The organism is Variovorax sp. GW822-FHT04E09 (genome assembly GCF_058800845.1).
The window spans coordinates 414909-434087 of sequence record NZ_JBXAMR010000004.1; the positions used below are offsets into that span (position 1 = coordinate 414909).

Sequence of the window (19179 nt, forward strand, 5' to 3'; positions counted from 1 at the left end):
GTGCACGCTTGGCCTTCAAGCATGGGAAACCGCTATCAATGCTCGTTCAGCATGAAGCTAGCATGTCCTCTTTTGGCAGCGGGAAGCCGCAGAGGCAGCAAACATGAGATGCGTGTATATCGACGGACCCGCTCACGGAGAAGAGTTGGAATTGGTCGGCGATGGCCTGTCTAGCCATTGTGAGCCGACCCGGTGGCAGTGGGCAAGGAGGCGACCAGCGGCACAGATACGAGCCAGGGATACTTACTCCGGAGTGGGCGCAGCTCGGCTTCACGATGGCTCTTCACTATGTCGGAATAGAACCCGAATCGACCACCTCATCTGTGCAAGCTTTCGCGCCATCCATAGATAGATAGCTCCAGACAACGGCGCGTCGCAGCCACTGACGTGAGCGGATCGTGCCCAGGTCCAGGTCCAGGTCCAGGTCCAGGTCCACGCACGCTAGGTGGTGCCGGTGCCGGCCCCGCGCTCGACGAGCGGTTGCTGGAACTGATTCGGGTGGTCGATGCGGTCGAACAGCATGTTCCCGATCCGTCTCTTGCCGCTGGCAGTGGTGCCGGTGTGCGTGCCCGCCGGATGCGGTATCGCGATGAACTGGGCCTCGTGCTTGAGGACATGATCGGCACCAACGACCTAGTTGACGGGCGTAGGGCCAAACCGTGGGACACCTTCGTATCTGAGACCGCCAAGGTGGCGGCGGCCCATTCTCGCCATCTGGAAACGCGCTAAATGGGCTGCGTGCAAGCGTACCTGCGCCTGCGTGGAGGCGTACGGGCCGACAAGGACTTGCGCACCCACCTAAACAACTGGCAGCCCATGTGCCGAGCCTTTGGGTCCGTCGCCGAACTGAATGCGCGCGTCCTTCAGGACGTGGCGGGCGATGCGGTCACCGTCACGACGATTCACCAAGCCAAGGGCATGCAATGGTGTTACGTGTTCGTGGTCGGTGTGACGGACGGCGTGCTACCCGACAGCCGGAACAAGTCGAAAGAGCAACTGGATGAGGAGCGCCGGCTCCTGTATGTGGCCGTGACACGCGCCCGCCACCGCGTATGGCTGCACCATGCCCCAATGTGGAGCCGACACGCGAGCCACATCTTTGCCGAAGAGTCGCGCTTCATGACCAGCAAGGCGGCGAAATTAACCCTCCACCGGTCCGCCACGCAAAGCAGCTATCCAGCGAACAGATTGAAAGGCTGAATCCCGCGCTGAGAACCTCGATTGCTGGGCTAGCATTGAGGGATGCAATCGCTTACAGACCTATATGCTGCTTTGGTTAAGCCCGAGAATTTCATAGCGGCGGTCTCGGCCGGCGGTGCCGTGGCATCTGCAGTTTGGGCGGGCATCGCCATTCTCCAGGCACGTGCAACGCGCCGACTCGCGCTTGAAGATGCGAAAGCCCGGGACGCAAATGTTGATGGTTACCTCAACGATACGTACCTACAGACGCGAAACGGCCTGCTGCAGGCAGTTTTCGACTGCACCTACGTGAACAAGGCGACCCATCCTAATTCCATCGTGCGCGTGGAGCTTGCGCTGCACTTTATGTCGCAGGGGGCGTCGCACGTTCTGCTGGCGCCCACCAAGGGAGTCGAAACAGAATCCCTCGCTCTCGTGTGCCCCGCGCACATCGGGGCCAAAGCGACCGCGAACGGCATCATGCGCTTCTCTTTGCCGAAAGGCCTGCTGCCGGCCGACGTCAAGCGCTACGAACTGAATGCCTACCTTGTCGACGAGAGGGTGTGCACCCTGTCCGCCCACCTAATGCGAAGGATGGATGCATGAAGGTACAAACCCTGGTGAACGTCCGACCCGTGATTGCCGATGGCCTGTTGTCGCACCCGAGCTGGAACGGCGGACGGATGCTTCCATGTCTGATTGTCCACGCAGAGGAGAGCGATCCTTTCGCACAGCTTTGCAAGCTGCAGTCGCAAGTACCGCCGGGCGACGTGGGTAGCGTCTGGTCATGGCGCCTGCTAGATTCTGGCCACGTCTACCTCATGCTGGATTTTCAACGGCCGGTGCCGAACAAGATCACGGTCCAGTTCAATGTGAGCAGACAGGGTGGGCTGGTGAGCGGCATTCTGGCGACGCGTGCGGTGTACCTGCAGCCGTCGTGCTTCGGCAGCAAGGTGTCCGAAGGGTTCTTCAACCCCGCTTTGCTAGTCGAAGTTCCTGCGGGAGCACCACCTGGGTGGGACCGAAGATTCCACCAGCAACTCAGCAAGCGATTTCGGCGCGAGGGCCGCAGTCGCGATGCGGCGCGAATCGCGGCTGACGACTACCTCCAGAGGACGCAAGAGACATGGGAGCTTCATTCCGGCGCCTCGACAAGCCCTTCCAAGCAAGGATAAGTGCACGGGAATTCGCCAAACTTCCAGCGTTTGAGCCTGGCCAGCTCGAAAGTGATCTTGTCGATCTTGGCCTCGCGCAGTGCAATCTCGCGGTCCTTGCACTGCAACAGCGCGTCGCGCTGGGCAAGGACACGGCCATCCTGGACTGGCTGCTGCACCGCAGTCGCGTCATCACGATCCGCGGCGACAGCTACCGGCTTCGCTCGAAACGCAGCTCTGGGTTGACAGGCCAGGCAGCCACCGAGTCCACAGTCACAACAGATTAATCAACAACCCCGGGGGTCGGTTCTTCATGTCGCCAGGGGGTTAGTTGCTGATGTCGCTTGACACCAGTACGCCCGCATTTCTACGAAGCACCAAAGAAACTCCACCGAGAATCAGGCCGCCGCGATATCCAAGTAAGGATCGGCCGAGGACAGCGTCAAAGGCAAAACTTGACGGCGTTTTTGATCTCATTTCTTTTCACTACACCCGCATCCCAGAGCTTCCGAATCAATCGGACCTGCCGCTGGGGCTCATGCGCCAGATCGTGAGCCTTGTTGATGACGGTGTCACGATAGTTCTGCACACCCGGAAGAGCGGCGAGAGCGCCCATCGCAACCAGCTCGCCAGCGGCCACGACTTCCGCAGCGTGGTCGGGGATCAAGATCTCCTCCGGACTTGCACTCCAAAGCCAAACGCCGTGCTTCTCGAGTTCAGGCTGATATTGGCGCACGCCCTTCCTAAGAAGCGTACCAACGGCATCCACGGGGCCAGGATTCATACGACGCACTTCAGCGAGGAATTTTCCAAGCTCAGAACGCTTGAAATCGGCGACGAACGCGGGAGGATTCTGCAGCTCCTCTACCATGCTTGTGACAAGCTTCTGCGATTTTGTCTTCTTCTTCGGTGACAACGAGCGCATTTCCGCAGCGATTGTCGTGAGCTGGGCGATCATCGCCGCTCGCGCTGGCCCAGTGAGCGTCTTGAACATTGGAAAACTCGTGTCCTGAGAAGCGTCCCAATCGAAGACGGCAACATAGTTCGCCCCGAGCTCCTGAAGGACGGCAGCCAGCGGCGTGACCCCTCCCTTCCCCGCCCCGGAAACGATGTGAATATCCTGCTGCTCCGCCGTTTTTCCAGTTTGAAGTTCAATCAATGTACGGAATAACGTGATGTCACCGGGTCCTTCCACCAACAAGACCTTCCTTGAGAGCATGGCCTCCGCGATGGTCAGCCCGCTACGAGAGACCGCATCCCTCATCTGCTTTTCTGTGCTTCGGATGTTTTGCTGTCGCCTCTCAGTCAGTCTGTTCTCCGTCGTCAAACATAGGTGTGATTCGATCGGGAACATATTGAGCATGTGTGCGGAGTGCGTGGTCATGAAGACTTGGGAGTTCAGCCGCTTCGCGCAAAGCTCTAGATCATCGACCATCGCCCTCATCGAGGTTAGGTGGAGGTGGTTGTCTGGCTCCTCGAACAGGTATAGGACAAACTTGCTAGAGGTCTCTCCGAGCTGGCGATACAGCTCGAGAATCACTGCGCTTTGATGCCCGGTGCCGAGCTTTTCCAACGAATACTCGCGCACCCCAATCTTGAATTTCAGTCCTATTCCGGCGAAAGCCTGGCTCAGATCGACGGAATCGACATCGACCAGAAGCTGATCGACTCGAAGCTGAGATTTGGTCATGTCACGGGTCGCCTGCAACAGCTGCGCTCCCTTTTCTCGGACGACGGATATGAGCGCCTTAGCGCGAGCGTTGAACGACTGAGCCGCACGCATCTTCAACAGCGCGGCCGTAAGCGTCGTGAGGAAAGGCTGCAAGCCGTTTGCCGCAAGGTCTCGCAGCGGCGGCACGTAGACAATCATTACCTCCGACAGGAACGCGAGCCGCTCCGGCTCACTAAGCTGAACAGAGTTGATGCTCGCGGTGACAGATCCGCTCCGACGCACCTGGATGGTGTAAGTGAATTCGTCGCTTGGCGGAATACCGAGACCAGCAGCGATCGCTGGAGTCGGCTTATCGAACTTCAACGAGATCTTCGCGGCCGTCCGAGGACCGAGGCTGTCGACACAAATATTTTCGTTGGCCTTGGCTGGGTCGAAGCTCTCCCGAAAAGCGAACTGCAACGCTCTGCGAATGTTCGACTTTCCGGAGCTGTTAATTCCGCAAATTACATTCGAACGCTGCGGCTCCCAGGTAAATTTCTTCAACGACCGAAAGTGTCTGATATCGATTTCTACGATCTGCATATGCCCCTCCGTGGCCTATGCTACGGACGCGGGCTCAGTTACCTCTCAGGGAAACCGCCAACAACCTATAAGAAGGAGTCCGCTGCGGTGAACTGGTCTGACTGACGCTTCCTTCACGCTTAGCGGTAGTACAAGTGTTGCGGCGACGAACTGCCTCCCGACCTACGGCTAACCCTATTCGGAAGCTCTCGCATATGCAGTAGCCTATGGTGTTGACTTAGGGGTTTGCATGGACCAAGGATTGCAGAAGACCGTCAGCTCGGTCGCGAGCTGGGAAGGTTTGAAGCAGCTCGAAGAGAACGCCAAGCAGAAAGGCCGGCTCACCAACGAACTCGAAACTGCCCTACGGCACCGGTCGACTGAGCTTGCGATCCTCTACATCGAGCAGCGCACTGGTTTGCAGCTTTCGTCGCTTACGCCTGCCGAACGCAGGATCGTGGAGGCCGTGGGCGAGTACGTCGGGCTCATGCGCGCGAAAAAGAAGTACCCCGGCCGGACTCTCGACCAGCTCAAGCATCGCAATCTTCTAGGCGCGGTCGAAGTCGCTGTCGCCCAAATCCGTCCTACGCGGGGTTACGAGACGCTGGTGGAAGCCGACCTTGAAGACCTCGCCTATGAGCAGATCGTGCTCGACCACCCTGAGGAGTTCACACCTCGCGCGCTGTGGTTCTCTCGCAAGACGCTCGGCCTTCCTAATCGCTGGCCCGAGGCGCCTGCGGAGGCCGAGGGAAAGACGCAACAGCACACCGATCGGATGCTAGCCTGGTTCGCGAAACGCGCTGTAGAGGGCAAGGGATTCATCGCTCCGTTCACCAATAGCGACGCGGCGTCTGCGCAGCACTTTGACAAGCCAGCCAAATCCGGCCGTGCGGTCGGAAACATTCAATCCCGCATCGACTTCGCTTGCTATGAGCTGGGCCTGCCCCCACTGGGCCTCACGGCCACGACGCCCTTCGCTGCTGCTTGGCAAGACCAGGGACGCTCCTGGGCATTTCCGATCGTCGGCATGGCAAGAGCCGCGCGGGAGCGCGTGTGGGTGTCCGATGATTTCGAGCGGATCGCGAAGGCGACTCGTGAGCTACCCGCAAAGTCGAAGGTCATTTGGGAAACTACGGTGACCACCGCCGAGGTCAAATTGAAGGTATGGGCTGCAAACTTCGGCTCGCTCGAACTAGGAGCCGACCGGACTATGCCTACGGAGAAGATCCTGCCCAACGATGACTGGATCCGCGACGAGTTGATCCTCGCACTAGACTTGTATCTGCGCTATCGACAAAGCCCGCCTGGCAAGCACTCACCGGAAATACTTGAACTCTCCGCAATACTCGTCCGACTCGGCGAGATTTTGGACGCACAGCGCAACAGCACCTATCGCAATCCAAATGGCGTCTACATGAAGATCATGAACTTCCGCCGCTTCGATCCGCAATACACGACCGGAGGTAAGGTTGGGCTAGGCCGGGGCAGCAAGCAGGAGCAGGTGGTCTGGAACGAGTTTGCCGACTGCCCTGAGCGCCTACAGGAGATCGCAACGGCCATCTGCGCCTCAATCAAATCTCAACAGGTGCCACAGGGCTCGTGGACAGACGAGGAGGACGAGCAGACGGCAACGGAGGGCCGTGTGCTCACCCGGCTGCATCGCACGCGCGAGCGAGACCCAAAGATCGCCAAGCGCAAGAAGGAAAAAGTGCTGAGGGAGACCGGCAAGCTCGCCTGCGAAACATGTGGCGTCGACGCGGTGCAGAAGTATGGCGGAATCGCCGATGGCGTCATCGATGCACACCACACCAAGCCTCTGCACACGCTCATTGAGCCAGGCAAGACCGCGCTCAAGGATCTTGCACTGCTGTGCGCAACATGCCACCGAGTGGTCCACGCGAGCAAGCCATGGCTGACCCTAGAACAACTTCGCGAGGCCATCGATACCCAACGACGTGCGCCTCGATGAATCGCTGCGCACTCTTTTCATGATTTTGCTCGCCATGTGAATGCTGCGGGGATGGGTTCTTGTGAATGAGCAACGTCGCAAACGCGGGCGCTGGATCGAAGTGCTGCGCCATGACGAGTGCCATGGGCGTCTGTTAGAACGGTCTACCGATGGGCCGCCGCTGCTCGCGGCAAGCTCACCACCAGCGTCAGATACGCGGTTTGGTCATCCACTGCAGGTCGACTGCGCAGCCGGATGGTGAGGTGCAGCGCCCCCTCTCCTAGCGCCTCGCCCAGGGTTCGCCCCAGGCCGCGTACCGTACGCACCGTGAGTTGGTATTCGGAGGGGGCCCACAGCACCAAGACCGCGCCCAGTACCTGCTCAAGCCAGATTCCCCGGTCGCTCAGGTCCTCCAAGACCGCCACCATCGCTGCGTCCAAATGTGTGGGTTCGTCCAGTGGTTGCGTGAAGAGCTCGAACTGCACCTGGCCGAAGTCCAAGGTTTCAACGACATCCGAGTGATCCCAGGCCGGCCCCAGAATCGAGAGCCCTTCCAGCACCGAGCGCTGTAGCCCCACATAGAACCATTGCAAAGGCTCAAGCTCAACAGCATCGGCCGGCTGCGCGATGTCGATACGCGCATCGATCGAATCGCAGAGGATGCCGAGCGTCGAGCCGTCGTCCGGCAACAGGTGATTGTTCGCACCAAGCACGATGCCGATGGCATGGGCGTCCCGCCCCCACATGCGCCAGACCAAGAGCATGGCCGCTTCGATCTCGGCGGATGTCATGTCGAAACCAAAGGCCAAGCAAAGAATGCACGCATTCTCAAGATCGACCTGCTCGACCACGGGGAGCGCTTCGCCTGCATCGATCTCGATGTAGTTCGGCTTCTGGTCCAACAGGTCTGCCAACGGCGTGTACGGTGGCATTTCGATGTGGCTGTGAAAGTGCTGAACAAAGCGCCGGCCCGAAGCACCGATGCCGATCAAGCGGACAGCAGCGTTCGGCCCGCTGTCGGCGGGCGTGTGTAGAGCATTCATGGGAGTTATCTGTGACGCCGCGCGCATGTGAGCGGCAGCAATGAAATGAAGGCGGGAAAGCAAAAACGCCGCACCAGCCCCTCGGCCAGTGCGGCGCTTTGCGCGCGTGCAGGATGGCTACGTCAGGTCTTGGGCTTGTGCAGTGCCAGATCCAGCTTGCATTCGCGAATGACCACTTCGGGTTCGCTGGGGTAGCTCTTGCGAAACCGAATGACGCCGGCGGCACGGGTGCGGTTTCCCTCGACTGGCCCCTCGAACTCCGCCACCCACTGATCCGAAGGTGTGTTTTGCCCAGGCCCGGCGATCCCCAGCTTGGTGTTGCCTTGCTCGTCGAGAACAAAGTTGCCGCCGAGCTTCTCGTAGCCACCGCCCTGCGTGGTGCGTTCCATGCGACCTTCGTTGCCCTTCACCGTCAGCGTGACGCGCTGCACAAAGGGACCTTGCGGGCCTTCCTGCGCTTGCCGAATGCCGCCGCAGGTGTAAGTGCCGCTCCAATCCCCAGCCCAGCGGTTGGCTTGGTAGTATTCGCGGGCCTGTTCTTGCATGGCTTTGATGAGCGGCATGGCACCATCCACCTCAATGACGAACCGTGCGTCGCGGTCTTCGGTCATCTGGGTGGCGTAGGCGACGGCCACCTCCTGCGTCTCCCCTGAGAGGGACTTGAGCTCCATGGCCGCGCGGCAGGACTGTTTCTTGGCATCGGCGTGGTACCCCTCGCTGACGATGCGGGTCAGTTCCATCTTGAGGCTGCCTAGGTACTTGCGCATCCAGCCATCGGGATCGTCCTTGGCGTAGTTCCCGAGACCAGCAGTGACGTTCTCGATCACCAGTTCCTGAGCCAGCTTCAAAGTGGCGTCGTCGCCGCAGGCGGGAGGCTTGCTGCAGCCTGCCAGGGTTGTCGCGGCCAGCACGCCAATGGCGACCACGGTAACGAGAGTACGATGACGGGCCTGGGTAATGAGGTTCGTGCTCTTGATCATTTTTGCGTGCTCCTATCCGCCGATACGGCTACGTTCGATGTCCTGGCGGCGCTTCTCGTCGGCCTCGATACGAGCGCGCTCGGCGTCGATGCGTTTTTGCGCGGCAGCGCGGGCCGTGGTCTCATGGCGCGCCTGTTCGTCGCGCTGGCGGTTCTGCTCCGCTAAGGCTTGGTCCTCTTGGCGCTGGTAGGCGGCCTGCCGGCGCTGGCGCTCGGCGTCCACGTAGTCCTTGGTGGCCTGGCCGTATTCGCCCATGAGTTGGATCAAGGCCTGCTTGTAAGGATGCACACGTCGCATGCCCACGATCTCCAGGTCACAGTTGGCCGAATCTGTGACCCGGCGCACCAGCGTCTCGGGCGCTGGGCCGCTGTCGCGCGGCGGGTTGTAGAACTCCGGCGGCTGATTGTTCAGCGTGCTGAGATGGCGGCCGTTGATGGCGCGCACGAATGCCAACACGTTCTCGCTGTACTGGAAGCCACACCCCTGCGCACCTGACGGAAACGGCGGCACTCGGTATTCGCTGGCGAGCACGTACGAGACGGAGCGCAGCAGAGGTGCAAACTGTGCATCGCCGTAGTACGTGATGTTGGTGACGCGCACGAACTCGCCTTTGCGCGTCGCTGCCAGCAGCGCCTCTTTGGTAGGCCAGGCGACCGGCGCTCCTGCCGAAGGGGCACGAGCATCGGCTGTCATGCCGGGCAACACGGATGGCGTTGCATCGGCCCGCGGCGATTTGGAGTGCATCTGCTGCTGCACGGTTTGCAGCACCGCGACTGGCACTGCCACGCGTCCGCCTTGAGCCCCCGCTCCCAATCTCGCCCCCTCGACCACTGCGCTCGCCAGCACCCTGGCGGTGTTCTCGGCCAGTTGAGCAACATCGTTCGGGCTCGCGGATGGCGGAGGCGTTGCGGGACCGACCGCTGTCGAAGCCGCAGACGCCAGTGCCATTTCGCGGGACGCGAGGCCTTGTTCGCGCTCCTTAAGGGCGCGCCCCCGGCTTGCGAGTGCCTCTTCATTCTTTCGGAGAGCCTCTTCCCGCTCGGACAGGCTCGGGGCACTGGCTTTTTCCTGCGCTGCGGTGGATGCGGGGGCAAGAGATCGAGGAGAGGATTCGGAGGCGGACACCATCGACGTCGGGCGCACAGGAGCCGAGGCAACACTGCAGTTCCTAAGGACGTCGAGGCCGTTCTTGGAGAGCATTTGCGCGTGCCCGCCAAAGCCCTCGGGCGAGTAGACAAGGTTGGCCTTGAGCTTCCAGTCCCAAAACGCTTGCTTGGTCGCGGCCGAGACCGAGCCACCAAAGCCGTCAAAGCTCGCGCTTCCGTTTGCAAGCGTGCCGGCAATGACTTCCCGCATCGCAGGCGTTTCGCGAACCCAGGTCACGCCAGAGCCCGCCACTTTGATGCTCACTGGCGCTGAGAACGCCGGCTCGCTCGGGTTTACAACAGTGGCTTCGCACGCAAGCGTGCCGACGTAAGTGCCGTCCGGCGGCGTGGCTGCAGCCAACGCGCTGGTGGCCATCAACATTGCAATCAACGCACCCATAAAAGAGTTTCTCAAGTGTCCCTCGCGTGCCCTTCGGCAAATTGTTGAAAACGTCACTGGCGCTTCCCGCATCGGGCCAGCGTCAGCTGGAGAACATGATTCCTTGTGGAGTATATGCATCGTTAGTAAATGTGTTTATTCCGTGGTACTGAATGCTTCAGCTACCGACGATCATTGGCATGACAACAACTGCTGGTGGTGCCGGTTCGGCCAAGCCCTCGGCCTCGAAAGCCCGAAGAACCCCGAGCCCGCTTCCCCGCGAGGCAAACACGGTCTCGATCGCTCTGGGCAAATCACTCAAGGCGATTCGGATTTCGCGCGATCTTTCGCAGGAACAGTTGGCGGGAGAGGCAGAGGTGGATCGGACCCTGCTCAGCAGAATCGAGCGCGGTGTTTCCAACCCGTCGCTGTTGACCTTGTCGGTCATCTGCTATTGCTTGAACGTCTCGCTGTCGGAACTGCTGGAGCCGGTGAAGAAAAACGTGAAGCCGACATGGGCCGATCCCAATGCGCCCGTCAGGCGCCAAAACAGAGCGTCCCCGCCACGCGTTCCGAAGCGGACTCGACTTCGATAGGGGCGAGAGGCATCAGCAGGGCAAGACGTCAGTACTCCTCCGGCAACAGTAGTGTCGTAACGCTGCGATCTGCTTCGGTGATCAGCCAGATTCGGTTGTCGTGCTCATCAACGTCCTGTGATGGCTGCGTCTGTGCTGCCCCCTTCTCGACCGCTACTTGAAGCGGCAATCGATAGACCGAGAGCACGCGCAAGCCATGCGCGACCGCGTCTTCATTGGTCTGCACATCTTCGGGGTCGATGTCGCCCCAGTCGCCGGTCACATGCTTGGCGAGCAGCGCGAAGGGATTGCTGTTGCTGGTATGTATGAGCGCCAAGGCGCCCGGTGTTGCAACAACACGGCCCAGCGCGAAGCGCAGTGAAACATCAGGTGTGAGGAAGGCGCTTAGAAAGTCTTTCACTTGAAATCTCCATAGAAGAGAAACGCCCATGCGGCAGCCGCACCTGACCCCAAGGGGCAAGGCACAGCAGTCGGAAAAAGCGCGGGGGATGGAAACAAGAACGGCCGCCAGGACCAGCGTCAAAAAAGCGCTGGTTTGGCGGCCATCAGGGGGTACAGGCGGCGGTGCGCCTGCATACGGGCAGGCTCTTACCTGGCTTGCGCCGGTAGGTTTTCTACCCGTGGGTATATTTTAGCATAAAAACAACACTTTACTCAGTGCTCGGCTTTCATCGTCGGCCGAAAACGCCCCTGTTTTGACGGTTTCTTGGCGCGCCGCGCAGGGGCCCCACGGTCACCTTGCCAAAGGCAGCCTACGCGGCCTTCGGCGGGCTCGGGTGGGCCGCTAGCCAGCGCAGCAACCAAGCCGCTGTCCAACAAAGGCCGCTGCCGACCATTGGCGCCCAACGCTTGGGGCAAACCAAAACATGGGCAAAACCATTGCACGCGGCCCACCAATCAGTGTGCAAAGCCGCGCGCCCAGCAAAAAGCCCCTGTAGCAAGGGCTGCTACAGGGGCTTGAGTTTGGAGGAGAGGGAGGGATTCGAACCCTCGGTACTATCGCTAGTACGCCTGATTTCGAGTCAGGTACATTCGACCACTCTGCCACCTCTCCGGTGCTGTCGAGCCTCAGATTATAGCCAGAAAAATCTGACTTTTGACGCCCTGCGCTTCAACCGCGCAAAACTTCGAGGCCGCCGAGGTACGGACGCAACGCCGCCGGCACATTGATCGAGCCGTCTTCGTTCTGGTGGTTTTCCAGCACGGCGACCAGCGCGCGGCCCACGGCCAGGCCGGAGCCGTTGAGGGTGTGCACCAGCTCGTTCTTGCCATTGGCATTCTTGAAGCGGGCCTGCAGGCGGCGCGCCTGGAAGGCTTCGCAGTTCGACACCGAGCTGATCTCGCGGTACGTGTTCTGCGCGGGCAGCCACACCTCGAGGTCGTAGGTCTTGGTGGAACCGAAACCCATGTCGCCGGTGCACAGCAGCACCACGCGGTACGGCAGCTCCAGCGCCTGCAGCACGGCTTCGGCGTGACCGGTCATCTGCTCCAGCGCGTCGTAGCTCTTCTCGGGGTGCACGATCTGCACCATCTCGACCTTGTCGAACTGGTGCTGGCGGATCATGCCGCGCGTGTCACGCCCGGCGCTGCCGGCTTCCGAGCGGAAGCACGGCGTGTGGGCCGTGAGCTTGATGGGCAGCTGCGCCTCGGGCACGACCTCGTCGCGCACGAAGTTGGTCAGCGGCACTTCGCTGGTCGGGATGAGGTACAGCGCCGAATGATCGGGCGCGGGCTCGCCGTCCTGGCCGCCCTTCTTCGCGGCGAACAGGTCGCCTTCGAACTTGGGCAGCTGGCCGGTGCCGCTGAGCGTGGCGGCGTTGACCACGTAGGGCACGTAGCACTCGGTGTAGCCGTGCTGTTCGGTCTGCAGGTCGACCATGAACTGGGCCAGCGCGCGGTGCAGGCGGGCGATCGGGCCCTTCATGACGGTGAAGCGCGAGCCCGAGAGCTTGGCACCCATCTCGAAATCGAGCCCCAGCGGCGCGCCGAGGTCGACGTGGTCCTTGGGCGCGAAGGCCAGCGGCGTGGCGTTGGCGCCGGCGCCGCCCTGGGGCGCCCAGCGGCGCATCTCGACGTTGCCGGCTTCGTCTTCACCGAGCGGCACGCTGGCGTGCGGCAGGTTGGGCACGGCCAGCAGCAGCGCGTGCAACTCGGGCTGGATTTCCTCGAGGCGCTTGGATTGCGACTCCTGCTCGGCCTTGAGCGCGTTGACCTCGGCCATGAGCGCGTCGACCGACTCGCCCTTGGCCTTGAGCGGGCCGATCTGCTTGTTCAGCGTGTTGCGGCGCGCCTGGATTTCCTCGGTGCGGGTCTGCAGCGTCTTGCGCTCGGCCTCGAGCGCGGTGAACGCCGAGACGTCGAGGTAGGGCTGGTTCTTCTTGCGTTTTTCGAGGCCGGCCACAGCGGAGGCCAGGTCTTTGCGGAGCAGGGTGATGTCGAGCATGGGGGGATTTTAGGTGGGCGCCCGGCCCGCGCCCGCCCTCCCCGCTCGCACGCCTGCGGCGACTCAGGCGACCGTGGCCGGATCGACGTTCGCCCCGCAGATGATCAGGCACACCTTCTCGCCCTCGCGCGGCACGTAGGCGCCGGTCTGCAGCGCCGCCAGCGGCAGCGCGGCGGCCGGTTCCACGGCGAGCTTCAGTTCTTTCCACAGCCACTGCTGGGCGGCGCGGATGGCGTCGTCGGACAGCAGCAGCGCGTCGCGCACCTGCTGCTGCGTGATCTCCCAGGCGATGGCGCCGATGCGGCGCGCGCCGAGCGAATCGGCCGCGATGCCGCCGACGTCCACATCGACGGGTTCGCCCGCCTCGCGAGCGCGGAACAGCGTCGGGGCCTTTTCGGGCTCGAGCGCCACCACGCGGGCGCGCTGCTCGAACCAGCCGGCCAGGCCGCCGATCAAGCCACCGCCGCCCACGCTCACCAGCACGGCGTCGGGCAGGCCGCCCTGCGCCTCGATCTCGCGGCCGAGCGTGCCGGCGCCGGCCACCACTTCGGGCTGGTCGTAGGCATGGGTGAGCAAGGCGCCCGTTTCCTTCTGGCGCGCCAGGCAGGCAGCCAGCGCGTCGGGGTACAGCTCGCCGACCACGACCACTTCGGCGCCCAGCGCCCGCAGGCGCGCGCGCTTGGCTTCGGGCGACACGCCCGGCAGGAATACCTGGCAGGGCACGCCCAGCGCCTTGGCGGCGGCCGCCGTGGCAATGCCGGCGTTGCCACCCGAGGCCACGATCACGCCCGCGGCGGGGATGTCGTTGGCCAGCAGGCGGTTCATCATGCCGCGGGCCTTGAAGCTGCCGCTGACCTGCATGTGCTCCAGCTTGAGCCAGACTTCGGCGCCCGGCGCGGCCACGCCCAGGGCGGCGGCCGGCAGCTTCCACAGCGGCGTTTCACGCAGGAAATGGCCGGCGCGTTCGCCCAGCCTGCGGGAGGCGCTCTCGATGTCGGAGCGCCAATCGGTGTTTGTCATGATGTTCAGGAGATGTGCCCGGGGGGCGGGATGTCGTCGAGCTTGAGGCCCTTGGGAAGCGGAAACTTGATGGTTTCCTCGATGCCGTCCATCTTGCGCACCGACACGGCGCCGAAGGCGCGCACGCGCTCGATCACCTCGTGCACCAGCACCTCGGGCGCCGAGGCGCCGGCGGTGAGGCCGATGCGCGACTTGCCCTCGAACCATTCGGGCTTGAGCTCGTCGGCCGAATCGACCATGTAGCTCTCGGTGCCCAGGCGCTGCGCCAGCTCGCGCAGGCGGTTGCTGTTGGAGCTGGTGGGGCTGCCGACCACGATCACGAGGTCGACCTGCGGGCTCATGATCTTCACCGCGTCCTGGCGGTTCTGGGTGGCGTAGCAGATGTCCTGCTGCTTGGGCTCGCGCACGTTCGGAAAGCGCGCGCGCACGGCGGCGGCGATCTCGGCGGCGTCGTCCACGCTGAGCGTGGTCTGCGTGACCACGGCGAGCTTCTCGGTCTGCAGCGGCGACGCGTTGGCCACGTCGGCCACGTCTTCCACGAGGTGGATGCCGCTCGACAGCTGCCCCATCGTGCCTTCGACCTCGGGGTGGCCCTTGTGGCCGATCATGATGAATTCGTAGCCCTCTTTCGCGAGCTTGGCCACCTCGACGTGCACCTTGGTCACGAGCGGGCAGGTGGCGTCGAAGATCGAGAAGCCGCGGTCGCGCGCCTCCTGCTCCACGGCCTTGCTCACGCCGTGCGCGCTGAACACCAGCGTGGAGCCGGGCGGCACGTCGGAGAGCTCCTCGATGAAGATCGCGCCCTTGGCCTTGAGCTCGTTCACCACGTAGGTGTTGTGCACGATCTCGTGGCGCACGTAGATCGGCGCGCCGAACTTGGCGAGGGCGCGCTCGACGATCTCGATGGCGCGGTCCACGCCAGCGCAGAAGCCGCGCGGCTCGGCCAGGAGGACTTCCTCGATGTTCGGATTCATAGCACGCCGATCAGCTTCACTTCGAAGGTGACCGGTTGCCCCGCGAGCGGGTGGTTGAAGTCGAAGCGCACGCCGGTCTCGTTCGACTCGACGACCGCGCCCGCGTAGCTGCCCGAGCCGTCGGGCGTGGGGAACTGCACCACGTCGCCGACGGCGTACTGCTCGTCGGGGTCGCCCATCTGGGCCAGCAGCTTGCGCGCCACCCACTGCTGCATGTCGGGGTTGCGTTCGCCGAAGGCCTCGCCGGCGGGCAGCTCGAAGGTGGCGTGCGCGCCCTCTTCCATGCCCATCAGGCGCTGCTCCATGGCCGGCGAGAGCTCGCCGGTGCCCAGCGACAGCGTGGCGGGCTTGTCGGCGAAGGTGTTGATGATGTCGCCCGCCGGACCGGCCAGCCGGTAGTGCAGGGTCAGGAAGGAGCCGGAAGTCACAACTTGGGACATGGGTGCAGCGAAGGTGGGCAAAGACGAGGGAGGTGTCCCGATAAACTGGCCCTCATTTTAAGGATCGGGGCAACACCTCGCCCCGGCACAGGTTTCAGCAGGGTTTCATGGCATTCAAGGATCTCCCTCTCGACGCCCGGCCGCGCGAAAAGCTCATCGCGCGGGGCGCCGCCGCGCTGGCCGACGCCGAGCTGCTGGCGCTGCTGCTGCGCACCGGCGTGGCCGGCAAGAACGTGCTCCAGCTGGCCCAGCAACTGCTCGAGCGCTTCGGCGGGCTGTCGGGGCTGCTGCACACGGCGCCCGATGACCTCAAGGCGGTCAAGGGCATGGGCGGCAGCGCCAAGCGCTCCGAACTCACCGCCGTGCTCGAACTGGCGCGCCGCGCCATGGGCGAGCGCCTGAAGGAACGCACGGTGTTCGACTCGCCCGAGGCGGTCAAGCAGTACCTGCAGCTGCACATCGGCTCGCGCCCGCACGAGGTGTTCGCGGTGCTCTTCCTCGACGTGCAGCACCGCCTGCTCACGCTCGAGGAGCTGTTTCGCGGCACGCTCACGCAGACCAGCGTCTACCCGCGCGAGGTCGTCACCCGCGCGCTGCACCACCAGGCCGCGGCCGTGGTGCTGGCCCACAACCACCCCAGCGGCAGCATCGAGCCCTCGCGCGCCGACGAATCGCTCACGCAAACCCTGCGCGCCGCGCTGGCACTGGTCGACGTGCGCGTGCTCGACCACGTCATCGTGAGCCCGGGCCAGAGCTTCTCGATGGCGGAACGGGGGCTGCTCTGATGGCGTCGTCTTCTTCGCGTCCCCCGGCCCTGAAGAACCTGGCCGACCTCAAGCAGGTGCAGCGCGTGCTCGCCGAAACCCGCGAGCGCGAGGCCGCGGAGGCCGCCGCGCGCGCCGCGGCCGAGCGCAAGCGTGCCGCCGAGAAAGACCTGTTCACGCGCGCCATCGGCGCCACCGAACCGCTGCGCCGCAAGGCCGCCGTGGCGCTCGCGCCCGAGCCGCCCGCGCCCATTCCGTTTCAACACCAACTCGACGAGCAGCGCGTGCTGCGCGAGTCGCTGTCCGACGAGTTCGACGTGACCACGCTGCTCGACGTCGACGACGCGATGAGCTTTCGCCGCCCCGGCATCGGCACCGACATCACGGCGCGGCTGCGCAAGGGCGACTGGTCGATCCAGGGGCAGGTCGACCTGCACGGCCTGCGCAGCGACGAGGCGCGCGAGGCGCTCGGCGGCTTCATCCGCAACGCCCACAAGCAGGGGCTGCGCTGCGTGCGCGTGGTGCACGGCAAGGGCCTGGGCTCGCCCGGCAAGCAGCCGGTGCTCAAGACCAAGACGCAGCGCTGGCTGATCCAGAAGAACGAGGTGATCGCCTTCGTGCAGGCCAAGCCGGCCGAAGGCGGGGCCGGGGCGCTGGTGGTGCTGCTGGCGCCCGTGCGGCGCTGACACAGCGCCGCACGGGCCCTGCCCTTACTTGCTCAGATCGACCTTGTAGACCGAGCGGCCCTTGCCGCTCCCGTCATCCGCGGTCAGCAGCGAGATGTTCGCAAGCCCCGCATCGGTCGCAGCACTCAATTGCCCCTGCCCCGACGTGATCGTCACGTTGCCCGCCGTCGTCACCTTGGTGAAGCGCCAGCTGCGCGCCGCGCCGTCGGCCGCGCGCGTGATCGTCTTCTTCGCCTTGATGTACGCGATCAGCACGTCGCGGTTCGCATCGGGCGAGGCGTAGATCGTTGCGCGCCCGTCCAGCGCCGGAATGAAGCTCGCACCGCTGGTCGCGCGGTAGTTGTTCGTCGCAATGACGAACTCCTTCGCCGGGTCGATGGGCGCGCCTAGGTACATGAGGTTCTTGATGCGGCTGCCCACGGCCTGCGTCACGTCGATCTCGTACTGCATGTCGGGCGTGGTGAACATGTCGAAGTTGTAGCCCGGGAAGGGGCTGATCAGCGACTGGTCGGTCGTGAGCGCCGGGTCGATCTTGTTGAAGCGCTTGGCCGCGGCCTCGAGCCAGCCCTTGATCTCGGCGCCCGTGACCTTCACCGCGTACACCGTGTTCGGGTACAGGTACAGGTCGGCGGCGCTGAAGATCGCCAGGTTGCCCACGGCCACGTCGGTGTAGTCGCGTCCGCCCTCGAAGCCCGACTTGAAAGGTGCGCTCACCGACAGCACCGGCAGGCTCGCGTACTGCGGCAGGTTGGCCTGGATATAGGTCTTCACGTAGTCGGCCTGGGCCTGGTTCACGATCTGGATCGCGCCCGGGTCGCCCACGTCCGCAAAGAAGGTGTTCATGCGGAAGTCGGTGCTGCCGATCGGCGTCTTCACGTAGTCGATCGCGGCCTGGTGCTGGGTGTCGACCATCGGTGCCACGCTCGGGTCGGCGTCGACGTACACGGCCTTGCCCGCGCCGTCCTTGCCGGTCTGCGTGGAGCGCGCCTCGACCAGCGTCTTGGTCTTGTCCACGCCCCAGGCCTTGCCGTCCCACACGAGCTCGAGCTTCACGAGGCCCAGCGCCTTGCCCCACGAACTGGGCATGACGGCCGGCACGCCGTTGACGGTGCCGGCGGCGTTGTCCACGCCGGGCTGCGTGTAGCCGGGCTTGGCGCCGCGGTCGGGGAACAGGCCGTGCTGGTGGCCCATCATCAGCACGTCGATGCCGGGCACCTTCGACAGGTACAGGCCCGGGCTTTCCATGGTCGGCGAGTACGGCGAGGCGTCGAGGCCGCCGTGCTGCAGCGCCACGACGATGTCGGCGCCCTTCTCGCGCAGCTCGGGCACGTAGCGCTTGGCCGCTTCGACCGCGCCTTCGGTGCGCAGCTTGCCTTCGAGAAAGCGCTTGTCCCAGTTCATGATGCCCGGCGTGGTGAAGCCGATCACGCCGACCTTCACCGGCACCGTCACGCTCTTGCCGTCCGGCGCTGTCGCGGTGAACTGCTTCGTGACGATGGTGTAGGGCGCCACGAGCGGCTTGCCGCTCTTGAGGCTGTGCACGTTGGCCACCACCATCGGGAAGCTCGGGCCCGCGCACTTCTTGCTGCCGTCCACGCCCTCGACATCGAGGCCGCCGCCGAGCACCTGGTTGAGGAAGTCCAGGCCGTAGTTGAACTCGTGGTTGCCCAGTGTGCCGGCGTCGTAGCCGGTGACGTTCATCACCTTGTACATCGACAGCGGCTGCGTGCACGGGATGCGGCTGACCAGCGCTTCGTAGTCGGCCAGTGCGGTGCCCTGGATGGTGTCGCCGTTGTCGAACAGCATCGTGTTCGCGAACTCCTTGCGCGCGGCGTTGATGAGCGCGGCGGTGCGCTCGTAGCCGTACGACTTGTCTTCGGCGAGCTTGAAGTAGTCGTAGCTGCGCACGTTGAAGTGCAGGTCGGTCGTTTCGAGCAGCGCGACCGTGGTGCGCGTGCCGGCGGCCACGGGCGCCGGAGCCGGTGCGGGCGCAGGGGGCGGAACGATCGGGGGGAACGTGGTGCCGCCTCCGTTGCCACCGCCACAGGCGGTGAGCACGGCGGCCAGGACGGCGGCACAGGTGGACATGGGGGCGAGGCGCGCCAGCGACGCGGCCACTGCGTTGTTCATCGAGAGGTCTCCCTGCGGATATGAGGAAGGACCAGTCTCCGAAAGCCGGGTGACAGACCGGTGAA

The 19179-nt window shown here is 63.7% G+C and carries 18 protein-coding genes, 1 tRNA gene and 1 pseudogene; 9 read left to right on the forward strand and 11 right to left on the reverse strand.

Going from position 1 to position 19179, the window contains the following annotated elements:
- The first annotated feature begins 480 nt into the window (after positions 1-480).
- From AC1RL8_RS18915 to AC1RL8_RS18935, 5 genes and pseudogenes are all read left to right on the forward strand, one after another.
- Positions 481-729 (forward strand): hypothetical protein, encoded by a 249-nt coding sequence (locus tag AC1RL8_RS18915; RefSeq protein WP_492685840.1) that lies wholly within the window; start codon positions 481-483, stop codon positions 727-729.
- Positions 730-738: 9 nt separating this feature from the next.
- Positions 739-1200: a 3'-5' exonuclease gene (locus tag AC1RL8_RS18920; protein WP_492685839.1), complete on the forward strand. Its 462-nt coding sequence runs from the start codon at positions 739-741 to the stop codon at positions 1198-1200.
- Between the two features lie 42 nt (positions 1201-1242).
- Positions 1243-1785, forward strand: coding sequence for a hypothetical protein (locus AC1RL8_RS18925; RefSeq protein ID WP_492685838.1), 543 nt, complete (start codon positions 1243-1245; stop codon positions 1783-1785).
- A complete protein-coding gene (locus tag AC1RL8_RS18930) occupies positions 1782-2354 on the forward strand; it encodes a hypothetical protein (protein ID WP_492685837.1) in 573 nt (190 codons plus the stop codon). Before AC1RL8_RS18925 ends, AC1RL8_RS18930 begins: the two co-directional genes overlap by 4 nt.
- Before the next feature lie 131 nt (positions 2355-2485).
- A pseudogene (locus AC1RL8_RS18935) lies at positions 2486-2620 on the forward strand (ATP-binding protein); the annotation flags it as partial.
- Positions 2621-2775: 155 nt separating this feature from the next.
- Here the strand turns inward: AC1RL8_RS18935 and AC1RL8_RS18940 are convergent.
- Positions 2776-4587: an ATP-dependent nuclease gene (locus AC1RL8_RS18940; RefSeq protein WP_492685836.1), complete on the reverse strand. Its 1812-nt coding sequence runs from the start codon at positions 4585-4587 to the stop codon at positions 2776-2778.
- A gap of 241 nt (positions 4588-4828) precedes the next feature.
- On the opposite strand from AC1RL8_RS18940, the gene AC1RL8_RS18945 reads away from it, so the two are divergent.
- Entirely contained in the window at positions 4829-6535 is a 1707-nt protein-coding gene (locus AC1RL8_RS18945) for an HNH endonuclease (RefSeq protein WP_492685835.1), read from the forward strand.
- A gap of 143 nt (positions 6536-6678) precedes the next feature.
- Here AC1RL8_RS18945 and AC1RL8_RS18950 read toward each other — a convergent pair whose 3' ends face one another.
- From AC1RL8_RS18950 to AC1RL8_RS18960, 3 genes are all read right to left on the reverse strand, one after another.
- Positions 6679-7557, reverse strand: coding sequence for a hypothetical protein (locus AC1RL8_RS18950; protein WP_492685834.1), 879 nt, complete (start codon positions 7555-7557; stop codon positions 6679-6681).
- A gap of 122 nt (positions 7558-7679) precedes the next feature.
- Positions 7680-8537 carry a hypothetical protein gene (locus AC1RL8_RS18955; RefSeq protein ID WP_492685833.1) on the reverse strand — a complete coding sequence of 286 codons (858 nt, stop codon included), beginning with the start codon at positions 8535-8537 and terminating at the stop codon, positions 7680-7682.
- Positions 8538-8549: 12 nt separating this feature from the next.
- Positions 8550-10082: a hypothetical protein gene (locus AC1RL8_RS18960; protein WP_492685832.1), complete on the reverse strand. Its 1533-nt coding sequence runs from the start codon at positions 10080-10082 to the stop codon at positions 8550-8552.
- 179 nt (positions 10083-10261) lie between these two features.
- On the opposite strand from AC1RL8_RS18960, the gene AC1RL8_RS18965 reads away from it, so the two are divergent.
- Positions 10262-10657, forward strand: a complete 396-nt coding sequence (locus tag AC1RL8_RS18965) for a helix-turn-helix transcriptional regulator (protein ID WP_492685831.1) — start codon at positions 10262-10264, stop codon at positions 10655-10657.
- Positions 10658-10685: 28 nt separating this feature from the next.
- Here the strand turns inward: AC1RL8_RS18965 and AC1RL8_RS18970 are convergent, their stop codons facing one another.
- The 6 genes from AC1RL8_RS18970 to AC1RL8_RS18995 form a co-directional block, all read right to left on the reverse strand.
- Positions 10686-11057, reverse strand: coding sequence for a type I restriction endonuclease subunit M (locus AC1RL8_RS18970; protein ID WP_492685830.1), 372 nt, complete (start codon positions 11055-11057; stop codon positions 10686-10688).
- Between the two features lie 564 nt (positions 11058-11621).
- Positions 11622-11711: transfer RNA gene (locus AC1RL8_RS18975), tRNA-Ser, on the reverse strand.
- A gap of 57 nt (positions 11712-11768) precedes the next feature.
- A complete protein-coding gene (serS, locus tag AC1RL8_RS18980; protein ID WP_492685829.1) occupies positions 11769-13100 on the reverse strand; it encodes a serine--tRNA ligase in 1332 nt (443 codons plus the stop codon).
- Positions 13101-13163: 63 nt separating this feature from the next.
- A complete protein-coding gene (locus tag AC1RL8_RS18985; RefSeq protein WP_095743997.1) occupies positions 13164-14120 on the reverse strand; it encodes a threonine/serine dehydratase in 957 nt (318 codons plus the stop codon).
- A 5-nt stretch (positions 14121-14125) separates the two neighbouring features.
- Positions 14126-15094, reverse strand: a complete 969-nt coding sequence (gene ispH, locus AC1RL8_RS18990) for a 4-hydroxy-3-methylbut-2-enyl diphosphate reductase (RefSeq protein ID WP_095743996.1) — start codon at positions 15092-15094, stop codon at positions 14126-14128.
- Positions 15091-15534, reverse strand: coding sequence for an FKBP-type peptidyl-prolyl cis-trans isomerase (locus AC1RL8_RS18995; protein ID WP_062469447.1), 444 nt, complete (start codon positions 15532-15534; stop codon positions 15091-15093). Before AC1RL8_RS18995 ends, ispH begins: the two co-directional genes overlap by 4 nt.
- 107 nt (positions 15535-15641) lie before the next feature.
- Here AC1RL8_RS18995 and radC point away from each other — a divergent pair, with 107 nt between their 5' ends.
- Positions 15642-16319 carry a RadC family protein gene (gene radC / locus AC1RL8_RS19000; protein ID WP_492685828.1) on the forward strand — a complete coding sequence of 226 codons (678 nt, stop codon included), beginning with the start codon at positions 15642-15644 and terminating at the stop codon, positions 16317-16319.
- A complete protein-coding gene (locus tag AC1RL8_RS19005) occupies positions 16319-16984 on the forward strand; it encodes a Smr/MutS family protein (RefSeq protein WP_062469125.1) in 666 nt (221 codons plus the stop codon). Before radC ends, AC1RL8_RS19005 begins: the two co-directional genes overlap by 1 nt.
- A gap of 24 nt (positions 16985-17008) precedes the next feature.
- Here the strand turns inward: AC1RL8_RS19005 and AC1RL8_RS19010 are convergent, their stop codons facing one another.
- Positions 17009-19072 carry a bifunctional 2',3'-cyclic-nucleotide 2'-phosphodiesterase/3'-nucleotidase gene (locus tag AC1RL8_RS19010; RefSeq protein ID WP_492686124.1) on the reverse strand — a complete coding sequence of 688 codons (2064 nt, stop codon included), beginning with the start codon at positions 19070-19072 and terminating at the stop codon, positions 17009-17011.
- Between the last annotated feature and the right edge of the window lie 107 nt (positions 19073-19179).

Excerpts from the sequence above, each read along its gene's own strand:
- AC1RL8_RS18925 (WP_492685838.1), top strand. The coding sequence starts at position 1,243 with ATGCAATCGCTTACAGACCTATATGCTGCTTTGGTTAAGCCCGAGAAT.
- AC1RL8_RS18930 (WP_492685837.1), top strand. The coding sequence starts at position 1,782 with ATGAAGGTACAAACCCTGGTGAACGTCCGACCCGTGATTGCCGATGGC.
- AC1RL8_RS18940 (WP_492685836.1), bottom strand. The coding sequence starts at position 4,587 with ATGCAGATCGTAGAAATCGATATCAGACACTTTCGGTCGTTGAAGAAA.
- AC1RL8_RS18950 (WP_492685834.1), bottom strand. The coding sequence starts at position 7,557 with ATGAATGCTCTACACACGCCCGCCGACAGCGGGCCGAACGCTGCTGTC.
- AC1RL8_RS18955 (WP_492685833.1), bottom strand. The coding sequence starts at position 8,537 with ATGATCAAGAGCACGAACCTCATTACCCAGGCCCGTCATCGTACTCTC.
- AC1RL8_RS18960 (WP_492685832.1), bottom strand. The coding sequence starts at position 10,082 with ATGGGTGCGTTGATTGCAATGTTGATGGCCACCAGCGCGTTGGCTGCA.
- AC1RL8_RS18965 (WP_492685831.1), top strand. The coding sequence starts at position 10,262 with ATGACAACAACTGCTGGTGGTGCCGGTTCGGCCAAGCCCTCGGCCTCG.
- serS (WP_492685829.1), bottom strand. The coding sequence starts at position 13,100 with ATGCTCGACATCACCCTGCTCCGCAAAGACCTGGCCTCCGCTGTGGCC.
- AC1RL8_RS18985 (WP_095743997.1), bottom strand. The coding sequence starts at position 14,120 with ATGACAAACACCGATTGGCGCTCCGACATCGAGAGCGCCTCCCGCAGG.
- ispH (WP_095743996.1), bottom strand. The coding sequence starts at position 15,094 with ATGAATCCGAACATCGAGGAAGTCCTCCTGGCCGAGCCGCGCGGCTTC.
- AC1RL8_RS18995 (WP_062469447.1), bottom strand. The coding sequence starts at position 15,534 with ATGTCCCAAGTTGTGACTTCCGGCTCCTTCCTGACCCTGCACTACCGG.
- radC (WP_492685828.1), top strand. The coding sequence starts at position 15,642 with ATGGCATTCAAGGATCTCCCTCTCGACGCCCGGCCGCGCGAAAAGCTC.
- AC1RL8_RS19005 (WP_062469125.1), top strand. The coding sequence starts at position 16,319 with ATGGCGTCGTCTTCTTCGCGTCCCCCGGCCCTGAAGAACCTGGCCGAC.
- AC1RL8_RS19010 (WP_492686124.1), bottom strand. The coding sequence starts at position 19,072 with ATGTCCACCTGTGCCGCCGTCCTGGCCGCCGTGCTCACCGCCTGTGGC.